This is a genomic window from Burkholderia sp. Bp9031 (assembly GCF_003857965.1).
Lineage (GTDB): Bacteria > Pseudomonadota > Gammaproteobacteria > Burkholderiales > Burkholderiaceae > Burkholderia > Burkholderia ambifaria_A.
Window position 1 is genome coordinate 103,095 of the sequence record NZ_QTPW01000016.1, and the last position, 19,522, is coordinate 122,616.

Below are 19,522 nucleotides of genomic sequence, written 5' to 3' on the forward strand. Positions count from 1 at the left end.
CCCTCGTTACAGCCCGAGCATCATCTTCGCGATGATGTTCTTCTGGATCTCGTTCGAGCCGCCGAAGATCGACAGCTTGCGGTTGTTGAAGTACTGCTGCGCGGCGCTCGCGGCTTCGTCCGGGCCGACCGGCTCGCTGTCGTGGTCGGCGTCGAGCGCATCGTCGATGAACGGCTGCGCATACGGCCCCATCGCGCGGCGCATCAGCGCGGCGATCTCCTGGCGGATCTGCGTGCCGCGGATCTTCAGCATCGAGCTTTCCGCGCCCGGCACGCCGCCGCCCGCGACCGCGGCCAGCACGCGCAGGTTGGTCGTGCGCATGTTCTCGAGTTCGATCTCGACGCGCGCGACGCGTGCCGCGAAGAACGGATCGTCCGCGAGCGGCCGGCCGTTCTTCTTGACCTTCGCGGCGACCGCGCGCAGCCGCTCGAGCGCGGCCGTCGAGAAGCCGATCCCGGCGATGTTGGTGCGCTCGTACGTGAGCAGGTATTTCGCGCAGGTCCAGCCGCGGTTCTCTTCGCCGACCAGGTTCTCAACGGGCACGCGCACGTCGGTGAAGAACACTTCGTTGACCTCATGCTCGCCGTCGAGCGTGATGATCGGGCGCACTTCGACACCCGGCGTGTTCATGTCGATCAGCAGGAAGCTGATGCCCTCCTGCTTGCGTACGTCGGTCGCGGTGCGCACGAGGCAGAAGATCATGTTCGCGTAGTGGCCGAGCGTGGTCCACGTCTTCTGGCCGTTCACGACATAGTGCTCGCCCTGCGCGTCCACGCGCCGCACCGCGCTCGTCTTCACCGAAGCGAGGTCGGAACCGGCGCCCGGTTCCGAATAACCCTGGCACCACCAGTCGCTGCCGTCGAGGATGCGCGGCAGCCAGCGGCGCTTCTGCGCTTCGCTGCCGTACTTGATCAGCACGGGGCCGAGCATGTTCACGCCGAACGGCACGATGCGCGGCGCGCCCGCGAGCGCGCATTCGTTGTCGAACAGGAACTTCTGCGCGACGCTCCAGCCGGGGCCGCCGTATTCGCGCGGCCAGTGGCTCGCGAGCCAGCCGCGCGCATTCAGGATCGCGTGCCATTCGCGCATGTCGTCGCGCGTCAGATGCAGGCCGCCCTTCACCTTGCGCGCGATGCGCTCGGGCAGTTCGGCTTGCAGGAAGCGCTGCACTTCCGTGCGGAAGGCTTCCTCTTCGGGAGTGAAATCGAGGTCCATCTTCGGTCCGTGGCGAATGCGGTTGACGTTCAGTCGATGTGGTTCAGGCTCGCGAAATCCGCGCCGCGCGCGACGAGGTCGACGATCAGCGGCGAAGGCTTCCAGAACAGCGGATCCTCCTTCGCGAACGCGCGGATGTCGGCCAGCACGTTCGCGAGGCCGACCGTGTCCGCGTAGTGCATCGGGCCGCCGCGATAGCGCGGGAAGCCGTAGCCGTACAGGAACACCGCGTCGACATCGAGCGGGCGCAGCGCGATCTTCTCGTGCACGACGTTCGCGCCTTCGTTGATCATCGCGGCGAGGTAGCGGCGCAGGATCTCGTCGTCGGTGAACGTGCGCGGCGTGATGCCCTTCTTCGCGCGCTCGTCGGCGACGATCGCCTCGACTTCCGGGTCCGGCGTGCCGGCGCGCGCGCCGTCCGGATACAGGTAGTAGCCACGCGCCGTCTTCTGCCCGAACCAGCCGCGCTCGCACAGCCGGTCGGAAATCTCCACGTAGCGCGCACGCGGGTCGCGCGTCGCCGCGCGGCGCTTGCGGGTCGCCCAGCCGATATCGCCGCCCGCGAGGTCGACGACCTGGAACGGCCCCATCGGGAAGCCGAATTCGCGCACCACGCGATCGATCTGGTACGGCGACGCGCCGTCTTCCATCAGGTAGTCGGCCGCAGTGCGGTAGACCGCGAGGATCCGGTTGCCGATGAAGCCGTCGCACACGCCCGCGCGCACCGGCGTCTTCTTCAGCTGCTTCGCGAGCGCGAACACAGTCGCGACGACCTCCGCACTCACGCGCGCCGGCACGACGATCTCGAGCAGCTTCATCACGTTGGCCGGCGAGAAGAAATGCAGGCCGATCACGTCGGCCGGCCGGTCGATGCTGGCAGCCAGCTCGTCGATATCGAGATACGACGTGTTGGTCGCGAGCACCGCGCCCGGCTTGCACGCGCGCGCGAGTTCGGCGAACACGGCTTTCTTCACGGCCATGTCCTCGAACACGGCCTCGATCACGACGTCGGCCTGCGCGAGCGCGTCGTACGACGTGCTGCCCTTGAAGCGCGCAAGGCGCGCCGCGTGCGCGGCCGGCGTCATCCGCCCCTTCGCGACGAGACCGTCGTACACCTTCTCGACGTGCGCACGGCCGCGTGCGAGCGACGCTTCGTCGCGTTCGATCATCGTCACCGGCAGCCCGGCATCGAGCGCCGCGACCGCGATGCCCGCACCCATCGTGCCGCCGCCGACCACGCCGATCCGTTCGACCGGACGCGCGCTCGCGCGGCGCGCCTCGGGGGCCTTCGCGGCCTCGCGTTCCGCGAAGAACGCGTGCACGAGGCCCGCGCGCTGCGGGCTGTCGATACATTGCAGGAACAGGCTGCGCTCGAGCTTCATCCCCGCGTCGAACGACTGCGTGAGCGCGGCCTCGACCGCGTCGACGATCTTCGCCGGCGAGAACAGGCCGCGCGACTTCTTCGGCAGCTCGGCGCGCGCCGCGCCGATCGCGGCCTGCGCGGCCGCGCGGTCGGCCAGCCCCTTCGCATCGCGCGTGCGGCGCACCGGTGCGCCGAGCGACACGAGTTCCTGCGCGTACGCGAGGCCTTCGGCGAGCGTGTCGTCGCTGTGCGCAACGCGGTCGACGAGGCCGAGCGCGAGCGCTTCGTCGGCGCTTGCATGACGGCCCGTCAGCATCAGGTCGAGCGCGGCCTTCGCACCGATCAGGCGCGGCGCGCGCTGCGTGCCGCCCGCACCGGGCAGCAGGCCGAGCGTGACTTCGGGCAGCCCGAGCTTCGCGCCGGGCACAGCGAGCCGGTAATGCGCGGCGAGCGCGACTTCGAGGCCGCCGCCGAGCGTCGCGCCGTGCAGCGCGACCACGACCGGTTTCGCGCCCGATTCGATGCGCTCGCACACGTCGGGCAGCGACGGCGGCACGATCGGCTTGCCGAATTCGCGGATGTCGGCGCCCGCGATGAAGTTGCGGCCCGCGCCGACGATCAGCACCGCGCGGATCGCGTCGTCGGCTTGCGCGGCGTCGATCGCGTCGGCCAGGCCGCGCCGCACGTCGGCGGACAGCGCGTTGACGGGCGGATGGTCGATCGTGACCACGAGCACCTTGTCGCGCCGTTCGCGCGTGACAGTGCCGGCCGGGTGATCGGGGGAAGCAGGTGAGTTCATCGTGTCTCCTTGACGCGGCGGCGGGCGCGCCGGCACCGGGTGCGTGCGTCGCGGCAGCGCGGGCGGCGCCGGGGCGTCCGCCCCGGTCCCGCACGGAGCGGGACAAGATCCGGCGGTACGCCGGGCATGACTCGATTCTCGATTGATCGAGATTCATTGACAATTCCCGCACGCCTTTACAAGCTGTCAAGTCTGACTTGACATTGAACGCTTTCGAACCGCTTCGCGCTGTTAAGCGGGACGGATCAGGAGACACCAGGCATGGACCTGAACGCGCTGACGCTGCTCGTCGAGATCCTCGACGCGGGCAATCTGAGCAAGGCCGCGCAGCGGCTCAAGATGAGCCGCGCGAACGTCAGCTACCGGCTGAACCAGCTCGAACGCTCGATCGGCCAGCAGCTCGTGCGCCGCACGACGCGCCGCATCGAGCCGACCGAGATCGGGCTGAAGCTGTACGAGCACGGCCGGCGCATCCGCAACGAGCTGCTCGCCGCGCAGGAATCGGTGACGACGCTCGGCCAGGACCTGCAGGGCCGCGTGCGGCTGTCGGTGCCGAGCGGCTACGGGCAGATGGTGATGTCCGACTGGCTGCTCGCGTTCAAGCGGCTGCATCCGGGCATCGTGCTCGACGTGGTGTTCGAGAATCGCGTGGAAGACCTGATGCGCGACGAGATCGACATCGCGGTGCGCGTGATGCCGGAGCCGCCGCAGAACCTCGTCGCACGCGACATGGGCGCGGTGCGCTACGTCGCGTGCGCGTCGGCTGCGTTCGCGGCCGCGCACGGGATGCCGGCGAGCCTCGGCGCGCTGGCCGCCGCGCCGGTCGTCACCGCGACGGTGATGGGGCGGCAGCTCAGAATCGCCGCGTATCTCGGCGACGAGCGCCACGAGGTGCTGCTCGAGCCCACGCTGATTTCGGAGAACTTCCTGTTCCTGCGCCAGGCGATCCTCGGCGGGATCGGCGTCGGCATCGTGCCCGACTACGTGATGCAGGACGACATCCGGTGCGGCACGGTCGTCACGTCCCTCGACGCGTACCGGCTCAGCATCTTCGGCACGCACATGTACATGCTCTACATGCCGAACCGGCACCACACGCGCGCGACTTCGACGTTCATAGAGTTCATCCTCGAACAGGCCGGAAAGACCGGCCGGGGCGGGCTCGGCGGGCTGCGTCAGGGTTTCTTGTCTGATGACAATCCGCCGGCCGCGCGGCGACAATAGCGCGCCGCGTGCCGCGCAAGCGCCGCCGCCCCCTTCGATTTCACAGCTGCCGAGGGTTCAATGTTCGACCGGATTCGTCCGCATTCGCGTCCCTGGACGCCTGTCGCCGTGCTCGCGCTCGTCGCACTCGTCACCTTCAGCGCCGGCTGCACGTCCCCGTCCGCGCCCTCGGGCGCCGTCGTCCCGGTCGCCGCCGCATCGGGCGCCGCGGTGCCGCTGCCCGGCGTTCACGCGCCCGAACAGTCGTCCGGCTGGACCGACAAGCCGGGCTGGACCTCGCAGCATTTCATGATCGCGGCCGCGAACCCGCTCGCGACGCAGGCCGGCTACGACATGCTGAAGGCCGGCGGCACCGCGATCGACGCGGCGATCGCGACACAGATGGTGCTCGCGCTCGTCGAGCCGCAATCGTCGGGACTCGGCGGCGGTGCGTTCATGCTGTACTTCGACGGTCGTGCAACGCAGGCGTACGACGGCCGCGAGACCGCGCCGGCCGCCGCGACCGATCGCCTGTTCTACGGCCCGACCGGCCAGCCGATGAGCTTCTACGAAGGTGTCGTCGGCGGGCGCTCGGTCGGCACGCCGGGCGTGCTGCACATGCTCGACGCCGCGCACCGCGCGCACGGCAAGCTGCCGTGGCGGCGGTTGTTCCAGCCGGCGATCCGGCTCGCCGAGCACGGCTTTACGATCAGCCCGCGGCTCGCGACGCTGATCGCGAACGACAAGTACCTGAAGAACGACCCGGCTGCGCGCGCGTACTTCTACAACGCGGACGGCACGCCGAAGGCGGCCGGCACCGTGCTGAAGAATCCCGCGCTCGCGACCGTACTGCGCCAGGTCGCCGAGCGCGGCGCGAACGCGTTCTACACCGGCGCGATCGCGCGCGACATCGTCGCGAAGGTGCGCAAGCACCCGACCAATCCGGGCCTGCTGTCGCTGCAGGATCTCGCGCACTACAAGGCGAAGGTGCGTGCGCCGCTGTGTGCCGACTACCGGCGCTCGGTGGTGTGCGGAATGCCGCCGCCGTCGTCGGGCGGCCTCGCGATCGCGCAGATGCTCGGGATCCTCGAAGCGATGCCGGACTGGCAGCAGATCGGCGCGCAGAAGCCGGTGCGCAACGAGGTCGGCTACGAGCCGACGCCGTTCGCCGCGCACCTGTTCAGCGAAGCCGGGCGCCTCGCGTATGCGGACCGCGCGCGCTACGTCGCCGATCCCGATTTCGCGCCGCTGCCGGGCGGCAGCTGGGCGAGCCTCACCGACAAGACCTATCTCGCGCAGCGCGCGCACCTGATCGGCGACAGCAGCATGGGCGTCGCGCAGGCCGGCACGCCGCAGGGCGCGACGCTCGCGCTGGCCGACGACCGCAGCCCCGAATTGCCGTCGACGTCCGACATCGCGATCGTCGATCGCTACGGGCAGGCGCTGTCGATGACGACCAGCGTCGAGGACGCGTTCGGTTCGCGGCTGATGGTGCGCGGCTTCATGCTGAACAACCAGCTCACCGATTTCTCGTTCGTGTCGAGCGAGAACGGCCACCCCGTCGCGAACCGCGTGCAGCCGGGCAAGCGGCCGCGCTCGGCGATGTCGCCGGAGCTCGTGTTCGACCAGAAGACGAAGCAGGTGACGATGATCGTCGGCTCGGCAGGCGGCCCCGCGATCATCAACCACGTCGCGAAGGCGCTGGTCGGCGTGCTCGACTGGGGGATGACGATGCAGCAGGCGATCGCGCTGCCGAACTTCGGGTCGATGAACGGGCCGACGCAACTCGAGCGCGGCCGCGTGTCGGATGCGCTCGTCGACGGGCTGAAGGGACGCGGGCACGACGTGCGGGTCGTCGAGATGAACTCGGGACTGCAGGGGATCCAGCGGCTGAACGTGCAGGGGCAGACGGTGTGGTTCGGCGGGGCGGATCCGCGGCGGGAAGGAATCGCGATGGGCGATTGAGCCTGGCCGGCAGCGGCGGCGCGCATGCGCCGCCTGCTTCGCCTCACCCGCGCCCCTTCCACGGCACCACTCGCCGCTCGACCCCGCGCATCGCGAGATCGAACAGCCACGCGATCGCGCCGATGATCAGGATGCCCATCACGACGATTTCAGCTTTGCTTTTCGCGTTGGAATGGATCGCGCATCCGGTCGGGTGACGATTGCCGCGCGCCAGCGTGCGCAGCAGCCGCGCCAACGAAAAAGCCCGCATCGCTGCGGGCTGTTCTTCGACTGCGTGACTGCTGCTCAGAGGCGAATGCGGCGCTCAGACCACCCCGGCCCCATGCGCCTGCAGATCGGCGTGATAGCTCGACCGCACCATCGCGCCGACCGCCGCGTGCGTGAAGCCCATCTTGTACGCCTCTTCCTCGTACATCTTGAACGTATCCGGATGCACGTACGCACGCACCGGCAGGTGGTGCTCCGACGGCTGCAGGTATTGGCCGATCGTCAGCATGTCGACGTCGTGCGCGCGCAGGTCGCGCATCACCTGCAGGATCTCCTCTTCGGTCTCGCCGAGGCCGACCATCAGGCCCGACTTCGTCGCGACGTCCGGATGCTGCGCCTTGAAGTCCTTCAAGAGCTTCAGCGAGTGCGCGTAGTCCGAACCCGGGCGCGCTTCCTTGTACAGGCGCGGCACCGTTTCGAGGTTGTGGTTCATCACGTCCGGCGGTGCCGCGTTCAGGATCGAGATCGCGCGATCGAGACGGCCGCGGAAGTCCGGCGTCAGGATCTCGATGCGCGTTTCCGGCGACTGCTCGCGCACTTCGCGAATGCACTCGACGAAGTGGGCCGCACCGCCGTCGCGCAGGTCGTCGCGGTCCACGCTCGTGATCACCACGTACTTGAGCTTGAGCGCGGCGATCGTGCGCGCGAGGTTCTTCGGTTCGTCCGCGTCGAGCGGATCGGGACGGCCGTGGCCGACGTCGCAGAACGGGCAGCGGCGCGTGCACTTGTCGCCCATGATCATGAACGTCGCGGTGCCCTTGCCGAAGCATTCGCCGATGTTCGGGCAGCTCGCTTCCTCGCACACGGTGTGCAGATTGTGCTCGCGCAGGATCGTCTTGATCTCGTTGAAGCGCGAGCTGCCGGTGGCCGCCTTCACGCGGATCCACTCCGGCTTCTTCAGCTTCTCGATCGGAATGACCTTGATCGGGATGCGCGCCGTCTTCGCCTGCGCCTTCTGCTTGGCGGTCGGATCGTAGGCAGGGGTTGCGGCCGAATCGGCCGGTGCGGGGGAAGCGGTAACGTCAGTCATTCGAATGTTCCAGTGCCTGCGGCTTGTCGGCGGCCGCGGATTCGCCATCGAGGTTGGCAATCAGACGACCCACCAGCGTGTGGGCGACGTCGTTCCAGTCGGCGGCAACCTCGAGGCTCGCCATGTCGACGGTTTCCAGTCCGGCATAGCCGCACGGGTTGATCGCAAGAAACGGGCGCAGATCCATCTTCACGTTCAGGCTCAGCCCGTGATAGCTGCAGCCGTTGCGGATCTTCAGGCCGAGGGCAGCGATCTTCGCGCCTTCGTGCACGCCGGATGCCACATAGATTCCCGGCGCACCCGCCTTGCGGACCGAAGCGAGATTATACGCCGCGAGGGTTTCGATCACGGCCTCCTCGATCTTCGTCACGAGCGTGCGCACCATCAGCTTGCGCCGGCGCAGGTCCAGCAGCAGGTAGACGACGATCTGGCCGGGGCCGTGGTAGGTAATTTGTCCGCCGCGGTCGACCTTCACGAGCGGCACGCCGCTGTCGGCCACCAGCAGGTGAGCCGGGTCGCCGGCCTGGCCGAGCGTGTAGACGGGCGGATGCTCGACGACCCAGATTTCGTCGCCGGTGTCGGCCGTGCGCGTGTCGGTGAACGCGCGCATCGCGTCGAAGCTCGTCTCGTAGGCCTCGCTGCCCCGCCAGCGCACGGTGACCGGCGCGACAGGCTGAACCGGAGACCCGGCGGGCGATTCGGAAACAGCGACAGGCGTGGACACGATGGCAACCGGCGAGACGGACATGGGCGGTAGTTTACCGAAAACCCATGGGTCTCGCCGGCCTTGGAAAGGGGACGGATCACAGGTATCCGTCGGAGGAAAGGCCCGTCAAACGGTGCGCCAGCCGTCGTGGAGCAGCGCATTCACGCGGTTGCGCAGCCGCGCGAGCACGCCGCGTGCGACTTCCCCGGCCGGCCGCGACACCGAGAACGCGACGTGCGCGCCCTGCCCGCTTTCCGCGCTGAGCCACAACCGCTCGCCGCGGCGCAGCCGGAGCGTCTCGCCGTCGACCAGGAAGTAGTCCTCGACGTCGTTGCTGCGCGTCGCCCAGACCGGCCCGCATTGCACCGTCAGACGCGTGCTGCGTTGCACCTTCATCGGCACGGTCTCGCCCGCGGGGATTTCGAACGTGATGCTTGAAGAAATTTCTTGCATGATCGACTCCGCCAATAAATGCTTCGATGGCTACAATCGTAGTCACTTCAAGGCACCCGACCAAACGACCAATTTTCACGTCGATGTGAGGAAAATTAGCAAATGGACCTCCGCCAGCTGCCTGCGCTGAACGCGATTCGCGCGTTCGAAGCCGCCGCCCGTCACGAGAATTTCTCCCGCGCCGCCGACGAGCTGTACGTCACGCACGGCGCGGTCAGCCACCAGGTTCGCGCGCTCGAGGAGGAGCTCGGCGTGCAGCTGTTCACGCGCAACGGCAAGCGGCTGTGCCTGACCGACGCCGGCATGCGCTACGCGCAGCAGGTCCGCACCGCGCTGATGGTGATCGCCGATGCGACGCGCGAGGTGCGCGCCAGCGACCGCGGACGGCGGCTGGTGGTGTCGATGCTGTCGTCGTTCGCCGCGCGTTTCATCACGCCGCGCATCGGCACGTTCATCGAACGGCATCCGGAAATCGACGTCGAGCTGCAGTCGACCAACGCGCTCACCGATTTCGCGCGCGACGACGTCGATCTCGCGATCCGCTTCGGCTCCGGCAGCTATCCGGGGCTGCATGTCGAGCCATTGTTCGAAGAGGTGTTCTTTCCGGCATGCTCGCCGACGCTGAACGGCGGCAAGCTGCCGCAGACGCCCGCCGATCTCGTGCACTACAACCTGCTGCGCTCGGACGACGAGCTGTGGCGGCCGTGGTTCGACGCGGCCGGGCTCGATACGCTGACCGAGCCGAAACGGGGGATTCTGTACCAGGATTCGTCGAACCTGCTGCTGGCCGCGATCGACGGCCAGGGCATCGCGCTGGTGCGCCGCTCGCTCGCGGTGCACGACCTGCTGGACGGGCGCCTCGTGCGCCTGTTCGACATCGACGGGCAGAGCCCGTGGCACTATTTTTTCGTGTGTCCGCCGCCGCTCCTGAACACGCCGCGCGTGCAGGCGTTCAGGACCTGGCTGCTTCAGGAAGTCGCCGAGTACCAGTTGCTGTGCGACGAGCTGGACGCGCGGCGCGCGGCGGGGAAAACCCCCGCCGAGTGCGCGCAGGAAGGAGGATGGAAGGCGGCGGCGCTCAGAGTACGACCTTGACCATCGGATGGCCGGTCAGCGCGCGGTAGATGTCGTCGAGCTGTTGCTGGCTCGTCGCGCGCACGGTAATCGTGAGGCCGGTGTAGTTACCGCCGCTCGATGCACGCTCCTCGATCTTCTCGACGTCGATCTCGTTGTCGTGGACGGCCACGACCTTGAAGATCGTGTCCTTGAATTCCGGGTGCGCCTTGCCCATGATCTTGATCGGGAAATCGCACGGAAACTCCAGCAGCGACTCCTTCCGGGTATCGATCGCGCCGGTCACCTCGATGGTTTTGGTCGGTTCGCTCATCATTTTCTCCGGGTTAGGTCAAACTGTTCAAACTCGCGCGCTTTCGCACGCTGGTACGCGTCGTACAACGCCGCGAACACGGGGCCCGGCTTGCCGCCCTGCACGGGCAGATCGTCGAGCGACGTGACGGGCAGGATTTCCTTCGTGGCGGACGTGATCATGATCTCGTCCGCCGAACGCAGCTCGACCTCGCTGATCTCGCGCGCGATGAACCGAATTCCGCATTCGTCGGCCAGCTCCTCGACCAGCGCGTAGCGGATCCCTTCGAGGATCTTGTTGCTGCGCGGCGGCGCCATCAGCTCGCCGTTCTTCACGATCCACACGTTCGACGACGAGCCTTCGGTCACGTTGTCGTCGCGCAGCTGGATCGTCTCGAACGCATCGCGTTCGGCCGCATGCTGCGCCATCAGCACGTTGCCCAGTAGCGAAATCGACTTGATATCGCAATGCAACCAGCGGCGATCCTCGGCCGTCACGCAACGCACGCCCTGCGCGCGCTCCTCGGCCGACGGCAGGCGCAGCGGGCTCGTCATCGCGAACACCGTCGGCACCGCATTCGCCGGGAACGCGTGGCCGCGCTTCGCGACGCCGCGCGTCACCTGCAGATAGACGAGCGCGTTGGCGTCAGCGAGGCCTTCCGCGTTCGCGGCGACCACGCGCTCGATCAGCGCGCGCCAGCCGGCCGCGTCGTGCGGGTTGTCGATGCCGATCTTCTTCAGGCTGCGCGCGAGCCGGTCCAGATGCTGTTCGATCCGGAACGGCACGTGCGCGCCGTCGTGCGCATAAACGGGGACGACTTCATACACGCCATCGCCGAAGATGAACCCGCGGTCGAGCACCGGGACACGGGCTTGCGACAGCGGCACCAGCTCCTCCTGCGATGACACGCTGAGGTAGACGATCGGTTCGAATTCGGCTTGGCTCATGGCTATATCAGATGGGGATGAAGTCGTAAAAACAAAGGCCCGTCGCGCTTACTTCTTCTTGCTGAACATCAGCAGGATCGAGTCCCAGATACGTCCGAAGATACCCGCTTCCGGCACGGCCTGCAGCGCGACGACCGGGAACTCCGACAGCGTCTTGCCGTCGGCGACGATCTTCACGGTGCCGACCTGCTGGCCATCCGCGAGCGGCGCGATCAGCGGCGCGTTGACGTCGACTTCCGTCTTGACCTTGTCGCCCAGGCCGCGCGGCACGGTCACCCACTGGTCGCCCTTCACGCCGACCTGCACGGTGTTCTCCTTGCCCTTGTAGATACGCGGCGTCGACATCGCCTGGCCGCCCTTGAACAGGCGCACCGCGTCGAACGCGCTATAGCCGTAGTTCAGCATCTTCATGCTGTCCTGCGTGCGCTCGCCTTCCTTCTGCTCGCCCATCATCACCGACACGAGACGGCGCTGGCCGTCGACACCCGGGATCGCGCGCTTGGCCGATGCGATCAGGCAGTAGCCGGCCGCCTGCGTATGGCCCGTCTTCAGGCCGTCGACCGTCGGATCCAGCCACAGCAGCCGGTTGCGGTTGCCCTGGCGGATGTTGTTGTACTTGAATTCCTTCTCCGAGAAGATGCTGTAGTACTGCGGAAAATCTCGGATCAGGTGCGCGGACAGCTTCGCGAGGTCGCCGGCCGTCGTGTAGTGGTTCGGGTCCGGCATGCCGTTCACGTCGGCGAAGTGCGTGCCCTTCATGCCGAGGCGCTGCGCCTCGTCGTTCATCAGCGTGACGAACTGCCCTTCGCTGCCGCCGACCAGTTCGGCCAGCGCGATCGCGGCATCGTTGCCCGACTGGATGATCATCCCGTACACGAGGTCGTGCACCGACACCGGCTTGTCCGCCTCGATGAACATGCGCGACTCGTCGGTGCCGACGCGGCGCACGGCGGCGCTCGGCGTGACGATCTGCTCCATCGAGATCTTCTTCTTGTCGAGCGCCTCGAACACCAGGTAGGCCGTCATCAGCTTCGTCAGCGACGCGGGCTCGACGCGTTCGTCCGCATTGCCCGATGCGAGCACCGTGTTGCTCGTCGCGTCGACGAGCACCCACGAGCGCGCGTTCACGCCCGGCGGCGGGACGGCGCCCGGCATGAACGTCGCGGGCGCGCCGGTGAACTGCTCGGCGGCCGGCGCCGCATGCGCGGCCTTGGCCTTGGCGGCCGGCTTCGCCTCGGCGACGACGATCGTCGACGCGAGCGCGACGGGCAGCATCACGCCCAGCGCGACGTTGCGCGCGGCGGTGCCGAAGGCGATGGAAGAAGCGAGGGACTTGAGGCCTTGGGGAGACAGACGCATGATCGATTCAGGCTGGTGGCAGAAAGTGCGGCGCGAAACGCGCAGGGTTGAACGGCAAGGCGGCGGGCGCTCCGGCATTCGTCCGACTGCGTCGGACGGCGCGAAACGCGCCGGTTGGACTCGTGCGGACGCGCTCGGTTCGCGGCCGTCGCGAGCGGGCGGACAGGCGGCGAAACGAGCGCCGCATGGGCCCAGCCGGGCCGCGGGCGACGCGAAATGCGGCCATTATACGTGGCCGCGAACGGCGTTTTCGCGAACCGTGCCCGGGTGGCCGCACACCGGCTTCGAGAGAATAGCGCGGCTTCGCTGCGGAGAATCGCACTCGAAGCCGCGCGAAAGGCGCGCGCAGGCGCAGTGCAAGTCGGGTTGCGCCGCGCGGCGGCGAGCAGGTGCGACCGTGTTCGGCACGGTGCGGCGCGATGCCGCGCGAGCGGCGACATCGCGGTGGCGCGGCAGCGACGATGCGCGCCGCGCTCGACGCCTCGACGCCTCGACGCCTCGACGCCTCAACGCCTCAACGCCTCAACGCCTCAACGCCTCAACGCCTCAACGCCTCAACGCCTCAACGCCTCAACGCCACGCGTCGACGATGATGCGCTTCAGCACGTGCAGCTTGCGATGGAAGAAATGCTCGGCGCCGGGGATCACGACGACCGGCAGTTCCTGCGGCCGCGCCCAGTCGTAGACCGAGCCGATCGGCACCGTGTCGTCGGTTTCGCCGTGGATCACGAGCGTGTTCTCGGGTACGTCGGCCACCTGCCAGCGGCTCGCCGCCGTGCCGACGAACACCATCCGCTCGATCGTCCCACCCGCGTCGCGCAGCCGCTTCGCGACATGCGACAGCACGAAGGTGCCGAACGAGAAGCCCGCGAGCACGAGCGGCAGGTCCGCATACGCGGGCTGCGCGCGCATGTGCGCGAGCACCGCGAGCAGGTCGTCGGCCTCGCCGATGCCGTTGTCGTGCACGCCCTCGGTCGCACCGACGCCGCGGAAGTTGGACCGGTACACCACGTAGTTGAGCTGGACGAGCGTGCGCGCGAGCGTTTGCGCGACCTTGTTGTCCATGGTGCCGCCGAACAGCGGATGCGGGTGAGCGACAAGCGCGATCCCGCGCGGCGCGGCGCTGCCTTCGCGCACGGTATCCGGCAGGTCGACCGCGACTTCGATCTGCCCGACCGGGCCCGCGATCAGCGACTTCTGCGTATGAACGTTCATTCGGCCTGCCCGCTCAGATCTTCAGGCGGTCGACAACCTTGCCGTCGCGCAGGTGCGATTCGACGATCTCGTCGATGTCGGCCTGGTCGACGTAGGTGTACCACGTGCCTTCCGGATACACGACCATCACGGGCCCTTCCTCGCAGCGGTCGAGGCAGCCGGCCTTGTTGATGCGGACCTTGCCGGGCCCCGCGAGGCCGAGTTCCTTCACGCGCTTTTTCGCGTATTCCTGCATGGTCTGCGCATCGCATTGCGCGCAGCTCGGACGCTCGGCGCCCGGGTCGCGCTGGTTCAGGCAGAAGAAGACGTGGTGCTGGTAGTAGGAATCCATGATGGTGACGAGCGGCCCGGCGCGGTGCCGAGCGGAAAGAGGGGCGATCGCCGTTGCGTGCGGCAACGGATGTGCGGACGATTATAACGACCGGCGCGCGCGGCTGCCCGCGATCGACGGCCGGCCACCCTGCCCCGCGTGCCGCGTCAGCGCCGCAGCGCGGCCGGCAGCCACGCATGCTCGACCCGCTGGCCGAGCCAGATCAGCGCCGCGTAGGGCCAGATCCACGCGAGCCAGCGCGCGATGCTGTTGAAGTGCACGTAGCGGCCCTGCCGCCAGCCTGACAGCGTGAAGTCGAAGAACGGGTTGACGGGCAGCAAGTTGACGAGCGCCACGCCGGCCAGCAGCGCGACCGCCGCGAGCAGCGCGCGCCACGTGGCCGGCACGCGCAATGCGAGCAGTGCCGCCGCGAAGCCGAGCTCGATGCCGAGCCGCGCGCCGGGTGTCGCCCACACGACGACGAGGCCGGTGCTCGACTGCATGAAGGTCGCGGCCGCCTTCAGCGCGAGCGTCGCCGCGACGAATGCGATCAGGAGTCGCACGCGCGGCGCGCGCTCGCGCATCGCGAGCGACGCGATCGCCAGCGCGGCGAACAGCATCAGCCCGCCGAGCGCGGCTTCCCACGCGGAATCGGACAGCCAGCCGTCGACACGCTCGGGCCACTCGCTCACGCGCCACACGGCCGGCAGCCACGCGAGCAACGCGTCCTGCATCGAGCCGTCGGCGCGCTCCCACAGCGCGGCCGGCCAGTCGCCGATGCCGAACAGGAACGGCGACGGAAACAGGATCGCGAACGGCCACAGTCCGGCGAGCAGCAGCGGCGTTGCGCCGTCGGTCTCGAACCACGCGAAGCGCAGCCGGCGCAGCGCGCCGCGGTCGAGCAGTGCGCCGGTGGCCGGTGCAGCGAGCGCCGCGCCGAGCAGCGCGCCGAGCGCGTTGGCCGCGAGGTCGAGATTCGACGCGACGCGCATCGGCAGATAGGTCTGCAGCGCCTCCATCGATCCCGACAGCAGCACGCCGAGGCCGCCCATGACCAGCGTCGCGGCCACGCCGCGCCAGCGCGGGTGCAGCGCGAGCACGCCGAGTGTGCCGAACGGCAAGTAGCCGAGCACGTTGGTGACCACGTCGAACGCGGTCACATAGCGCTGCATCGGCGCGAACAGGAAGTCGAACGGCCCGATACCGAGCGACACCCAGCCATCGAACGGATACAGCGATGCATAGACGATGAGCGCCGCGTACGCGGCGAACGCCTGCCGCGCGAGCGCCGACGCGCGCGGCGTGCCCGGCGCGTTCATCGCGGCTGCGCGCTGCGCGTCACGGGTTGCCCGCGTACGCTTGCACGCCGCCGACCCACGCGGCGATCTGCGACACGAGCTCGTCGCTCGCGGCCGCGAGCGCACGCGCGCCGCCGGCCGCATCGGGCGTGCTCGACGGCGCGCGCGCGACGAACGTGCGCTGACCGAGCACCTTGCCGTCCTGCATCAGCGTCGCGCGCGCGGTGACCGCGCCGTAGCTCTGCGACTGCCCGTCGAACACCTGCTCGAATTCGTTCAGGTCGACCTTCAGCGTCGGTGCACGCACGCCGTCGGAGCCTTCGAGCACCGCGCCGCGCGACGACAGCGCGCCGCGCAGCCGCTGCGTGAGCAGTTGCGCGGGCGGCGCGCTCCAGCGGCTGTCGCGATAGACGGCCATGCGCTGCACATCCGCATACGCGAGGCGGTAGACGAACTTGTCCGTGTCGAGCGCGTCGGGCACCGCGATGTCGAGCACCTTCAACGCGGGGCCCGTGCCGGCCGTCACGACCGACGCGGCGGGCCCGAGATCGTAGCGGACGTTCGACAGTGCAGCGCTGTTGCCGGCGCAGCCGGCGGCGAGCACGAGCGTCAGCATCGCGAGCGCGGTCGCGGCCGGACGCAGCGCGCGATCAAGGATTCGTGGCATGGCATGTTCCTGCATGATGTTTTTCGGTTGCGATGGCGTCATTGCCCGGTCTCGTTCCGGGCCGGACGATCGATGCGCTGGCGCTGTGCTTCATTTCCCGGCCGCCGCACCGCCCCCCGGCCAGACGAAGCCGGCTTCGCCGGGGCCGGGCGCGGAGCCGGGCGAACCGAACAACAGACTGCTCGGGTTGCGGCCGAGTTCACCGGCGACGTCCTTCAATTGCCGCGACGCATCGCCGACGCTGCCGGCCAGCGCGTTGAAACGCGGCAGCGTGTCGTACTGGACCCGCGCGTTCAGGTCGTTCAGCGCGACGCCGACCTGCTCGGCGGCCGAGCCGGCCTTGTCCAGGTTCGACACGAGCGGCCCGTTCGGCTGCAGCAGCGTGTTCGCCGACGCCATCGCGCGATCGACCTGGTGCATCGTCTCCGGCAGCGCGGCCACCGCCGGCGCGAGCTGCTTCGACAGCGTCGCCGCCCCGTCCGCCGCGTGCTGCAGGCTTTCGGCCGTCGCGCGCAACTGCTCGCGCATCTCCGGCGACATCAGCGCGTTCGCGCTTTTCGCCGCCAGCTCGAGCTGGCGCAGCAGCACGTCGCCGCGCTCCTGGATCTGGTCGAACAGGCTCGGTCGCATCGGGATCTGCGCGATCGCCTTCGGCGACGACGGCAGCGGCGCCAGGTCGCGGCCCGTGTCCTCGAGCTGCACGAACGCGATACCCGTCACGCCCTGGAAGCCGAGGCTGCCGTAGGTCGACTGCGTGATCGGCGCGTCGTGGTCGACGAGAATCCGGATCCGGATCTGGCCCGGATGCGTGCGGTCGAAGCCGATCGACTGCACCTTGCCGACGTCGAGGCCGCGAAAGCGCACGGCCGCATCGGGGAACAGGCCCGTCACGTTGGTACGCGCGAGAAGGTCGTACGGCACGCGCACGGTACGGTCGACGTTGAACCAGAACACGGTGCCCGCGATCGCCAGCGTCAGCGCGATCGTGAACAGGCCGGCCCAGAACGCATGTGATTTGTTTTCCATTCGCGGGTTCCTTGCTTCTTGCCTTGCCCTAGGGTCTGTTACATATGGAACGCACATGCGTTGCCACGAGAACGGCCGCTCGCGAGGCGCGCGACGACCAACGGAAGTCCCCGTGGGACGCCGCGAATACTGACGTATTCGCAAGGAGCGCCACGCGGCGAGCGGCCGTTCTCGTGGCAACCCCAAATTAAAAAATTCATGTCACGGGAATGCCCGAAATCGCATGCGCGTTCCATATGTAACAGACCCTAGAGCTCGACGCTGGAAAGCGCCGGTTCGAGGGCCGCCTTCGGCAGCTTCGCGCGCCGCTCGGGCGGCAGCGCCTGCAGTGCGCGGCGCCCGCGCAGCCCCAGGAAATATTCGTGGATGAACGGATGGTCGACGTTCGCGGCCTCCTCGACCGGTGCCGCGACCAGCACCTTTCGGTCGGCCAGCACCGCGACGCGCGTCGACAGCGCGACCATCGTGTCGAGGTCGTGCGTCACCATCACGACCGTCAGCCCGAGCGTGCGGTGCAGCGTCGCGATCAGCTCGACGAATTCGTCGGACGCCTGCGGGTCGAGGCCGGCAGTCGGCTCGTCGAGGAACAGCAACTCGGGCTCGAGCGCGATCGCGCGCGCGATGCCGACCCGCTTCACCATCCCGCCCGACAGCGCGGCCGGCATCTTCGACGCATGCTTGCACGGCAGCCCGACCATCTCGAGCTTCAGCATCACGATGTCGTGCAGCAGATCGGGCGGCACGCGGCCGAGCTCGCGCAACGGCTGCGCGACGTTGTCGAACACCGTCATCGACGAGAACAGCGCGCCCTGCTGGAACAGCATCCCGGAGCGCGTGCGCATCATCCGCGCGCTCGCGTCGTCGATCTTCGAGGTATCTTCGCCGAACACCTTGATCGTGCCCGAGGTCGGCCGCTCGAGGCCGAGGATCTGCCGCACGAGCGTCGTCTTGCCCGAGCCGGAGCCGCCAACGATCGACACGATCTCGCCGCGCCGCACGTCGAAATCGAGCTTCTGGTGAACGATGTTGCGCCCGTAGCGCTTCGTCAGGTTGCGCACCTCGATCACGAGGTCGTCGCCGTGCGGTGCGGCAGCCGGCGGCATGCCGACCGAGCCCGCGCCGACTGCCGCGGCATGTGCGCTGGCGGCACCGGCCGCCGATTCGTTTGACGCGTTCACCCGAGCCCCACGTTCTGGAACAGGATCGCAAACACCGCATCGGCGAGGATCACCACCGTGATCGACGAGACGACCGACGTCGTCGTGCCTTCGCCGAGGCTCTGCGAGTTCGCCTTGATCCGGAAACCGAAATGACATGCGACCAGCGCGATCAGCATGCCGAACACGACGCCCTTGCCGATGCCGATGTACAGGTTCGCGATCGGCACGACGCCCGGCAGCGAGCGCACGAAATAGTTGACGTCGATCCCGAGCACGAGCTTCGCGGCGAGCGCGCCGCCCGTCAGTGCGATGATGTTGGTCCACATCACGAGCAGCGGCATCGCGACGCCGAGCGCGAGCACGCGCGGCAGGATCAGCCGCAGCCCGTGCGGGATGCCCATCACGCGCATCGCGTCGAGCTCCTCGGTCACGCGCATCACGCCGATCTGCGCGGTGATCGCCGAGCCCGAGCGGCCCGCGACGAGGATCGCCGACAGCACGGGCCCGAGCTCGCGGATCACCGACAGCCCGAGGATGTTCACGATGTAGCGGTTCGCACCGAACATCTGCAGCTGCTGCGCGGACAGGTAACTGAGCACGATGCCGATCAGGAACGCGACCAGCGCGGTGATCGGCAGCGCCTGCGCGCCGGCGCTATAGATGTTCGCCGAGGTTTCCTTCCACGGCATCGTCTGCGGACGGCGCAGCACCGACAGCGCATCAAGGATCACGAGGCCGAACATCGCGATGCCGCCCTGCAGGTGTTCGCCGAACGAGAAGATCGCCTGGCCGAGGCGCGTCACGGGATCGAACCGCACGACGCGCTCGGGCGCCTCGCGCTGGCTGTCGAGGCGTTCGATCCGCTCGAAGATCGTGCGCTGCGTGGCGCTCAGTGCGACGCCGGCCGGCAGCTTGCGGCCCCACACGCGCCACAGCGCCTGGCCGCCGACGTGGTCGAGCCGTTCGATGCCGGACAGATCCCATTCGCTCACGCGCCCGGACGCGATGCCCGCGACGCGGCGCGCGACCGCGCCACGATTGCGCGCGAGCGCGAGCGCGGTCCATTGGCCGTACAGACGCACCGTCTGACCCTGGCCGCCGGCGTCGACCGACAGGCCGGGAGGAGTCTCGAAGTCCAAGGGCGGGGTTGTTTGCAAAAGGATGACAGCGGCC

The 19,522-nt window shown here is 68.5% G+C and carries 18 protein-coding genes and 1 pseudogene; 3 read left to right on the forward strand and 16 right to left on the reverse strand.

The genetic code is table 11. The features are described from left to right. Nucleotides 1–6 precede the first annotated feature (6 nt). Nucleotides 7–1,215 carry an acyl-CoA dehydrogenase family protein gene (locus DIE15_RS21255; protein ID WP_057926465.1) on the reverse strand — a complete coding sequence of 403 codons (1,209 nt, stop codon included), beginning with the start codon at nucleotides 1,213–1,215 and terminating at the stop codon, nucleotides 7–9. Nucleotides 1,216–1,244: 29 nt separating this feature from the next. Further along, the gene (locus DIE15_RS21260) at nucleotides 1,245–3,377 is read right to left on the reverse strand and encodes a 3-hydroxyacyl-CoA dehydrogenase NAD-binding domain-containing protein (RefSeq protein WP_124834272.1); all 2,133 of its coding nucleotides are present in this window, start codon (nucleotides 3,375–3,377) and stop codon (nucleotides 1,245–1,247) included. A 261-nt stretch (nucleotides 3,378–3,638) separates the two neighbouring features. Here DIE15_RS21260 and DIE15_RS21265 point away from each other — a divergent pair, with 261 nt between their 5' ends. Together DIE15_RS21265 and ggt are read left to right on the forward strand one after the other, a co-directional pair. Next, nucleotides 3,639–4,601, forward strand: coding sequence for a LysR family transcriptional regulator (locus DIE15_RS21265; RefSeq protein WP_057926463.1), 963 nt, complete (start codon nucleotides 3,639–3,641; stop codon nucleotides 4,599–4,601). 60 nt (nucleotides 4,602–4,661) lie between these two features. Continuing rightward, a complete protein-coding gene (ggt, locus tag DIE15_RS21270) occupies nucleotides 4,662–6,545 on the forward strand; it encodes a gamma-glutamyltransferase (RefSeq protein WP_124834273.1) in 1,884 nt (627 codons plus the stop codon). Nucleotides 6,546–6,588: 43 nt separating this feature from the next. On the opposite strand, the pseudogene DIE15_RS21275 reads toward ggt, so the two are convergent. From DIE15_RS21275 to DIE15_RS21290, 4 genes and pseudogenes are all read right to left on the reverse strand, one after another. Beyond that, nucleotides 6,589–6,696, reverse strand: a pseudogene (locus DIE15_RS21275) (taurine ABC transporter permease); the annotation flags it as partial. A gap of 153 nt (nucleotides 6,697–6,849) precedes the next feature. Continuing rightward, on the reverse strand, nucleotides 6,850–7,842 hold the full coding sequence (lipA, locus tag DIE15_RS21280; RefSeq protein ID WP_057928546.1) for a lipoyl synthase: 993 nt from the start codon (nucleotides 7,840–7,842) through the stop codon (nucleotides 6,850–6,852). Continuing rightward, on the reverse strand, nucleotides 7,835–8,590 hold the full coding sequence (gene lipB / locus DIE15_RS21285; RefSeq protein ID WP_057928547.1) for a lipoyl(octanoyl) transferase LipB: 756 nt from the start codon (nucleotides 8,588–8,590) through the stop codon (nucleotides 7,835–7,837). Before lipB ends, lipA begins: the two co-directional genes overlap by 8 nt. 84 nt (nucleotides 8,591–8,674) lie before the next feature. Further along, on the reverse strand, nucleotides 8,675–9,001 hold the full coding sequence (locus DIE15_RS21290; RefSeq protein WP_105787201.1) for a DUF2917 domain-containing protein: 327 nt from the start codon (nucleotides 8,999–9,001) through the stop codon (nucleotides 8,675–8,677). Nucleotides 9,002–9,103: 102 nt separating this feature from the next. Here DIE15_RS21290 and DIE15_RS21295 point away from each other — a divergent pair, with 102 nt between their 5' ends. Beyond that, nucleotides 9,104–10,096: a transcriptional regulator GcvA gene (locus DIE15_RS21295; RefSeq protein ID WP_057928548.1), complete on the forward strand. Its 993-nt coding sequence runs from the start codon at nucleotides 9,104–9,106 to the stop codon at nucleotides 10,094–10,096. Here the strand turns inward: DIE15_RS21295 and DIE15_RS21300 are convergent. The 10 genes from DIE15_RS21300 to DIE15_RS21350 all read right to left on the reverse strand — a co-directional run bounded on the left by DIE15_RS21300 (nucleotide 10,080) and on the right by DIE15_RS21350 (nucleotide 19,488). Continuing rightward, nucleotides 10,080–10,388, reverse strand: coding sequence for a YbeD family protein (locus DIE15_RS21300; RefSeq protein WP_057928637.1), 309 nt, complete (start codon nucleotides 10,386–10,388; stop codon nucleotides 10,080–10,082). The genes DIE15_RS21295 and DIE15_RS21300 overlap by 17 nt on opposite strands. Next, the gene (locus DIE15_RS21305; protein WP_057928549.1) at nucleotides 10,388–11,314 is read right to left on the reverse strand and encodes a D-amino acid aminotransferase; all 927 of its coding nucleotides are present in this window, start codon (nucleotides 11,312–11,314) and stop codon (nucleotides 10,388–10,390) included. Before DIE15_RS21305 ends, DIE15_RS21300 begins: the two co-directional genes overlap by 1 nt. A gap of 48 nt (nucleotides 11,315–11,362) precedes the next feature. Continuing rightward, nucleotides 11,363–12,673, reverse strand: a complete 1,311-nt coding sequence (locus DIE15_RS21310) for a D-alanyl-D-alanine carboxypeptidase family protein (protein WP_057928550.1) — start codon at nucleotides 12,671–12,673, stop codon at nucleotides 11,363–11,365. A 570-nt stretch (nucleotides 12,674–13,243) separates the two neighbouring features. After that, nucleotides 13,244–13,888, reverse strand: a complete 645-nt coding sequence (locus DIE15_RS21320; RefSeq protein ID WP_057928551.1) for an alpha/beta hydrolase — start codon at nucleotides 13,886–13,888, stop codon at nucleotides 13,244–13,246. Nucleotides 13,889–13,901: 13 nt separating this feature from the next. Beyond that, complete coding sequence (locus DIE15_RS21325) at nucleotides 13,902–14,219, reverse strand: ferredoxin (protein WP_006485233.1); 318 nt, start codon at nucleotides 14,217–14,219, stop codon at nucleotides 13,902–13,904. A 146-nt stretch (nucleotides 14,220–14,365) separates the two neighbouring features. After that, entirely contained in the window at nucleotides 14,366–15,517 is a 1,152-nt protein-coding gene (locus tag DIE15_RS21330) for a VanZ family protein (protein ID WP_057928553.1), read from the reverse strand. 19 nt (nucleotides 15,518–15,536) lie between these two features. Then, complete coding sequence (locus tag DIE15_RS21335) at nucleotides 15,537–16,163, reverse strand: ABC-type transport auxiliary lipoprotein family protein (protein ID WP_124834275.1); 627 nt, start codon at nucleotides 16,161–16,163, stop codon at nucleotides 15,537–15,539. A gap of 90 nt (nucleotides 16,164–16,253) precedes the next feature. Next, nucleotides 16,254–17,189, reverse strand: coding sequence for an MlaD family protein (locus DIE15_RS21340; RefSeq protein WP_057928554.1), 936 nt, complete (start codon nucleotides 17,187–17,189; stop codon nucleotides 16,254–16,256). Between the two features lie 248 nt (nucleotides 17,190–17,437). Continuing rightward, nucleotides 17,438–18,367 (reverse strand): ABC transporter ATP-binding protein, encoded by a 930-nt coding sequence (locus tag DIE15_RS21345; RefSeq protein WP_057928555.1) that lies wholly within the window; start codon nucleotides 18,365–18,367, stop codon nucleotides 17,438–17,440. Continuing rightward, complete coding sequence (locus DIE15_RS21350; protein WP_057928556.1) at nucleotides 18,364–19,488, reverse strand: ABC transporter permease; 1,125 nt, start codon at nucleotides 19,486–19,488, stop codon at nucleotides 18,364–18,366. The genes DIE15_RS21345 and DIE15_RS21350 overlap by 4 nt, the downstream gene beginning before the upstream one ends. Between the last annotated feature and the right edge of the window lie 34 nt (nucleotides 19,489–19,522).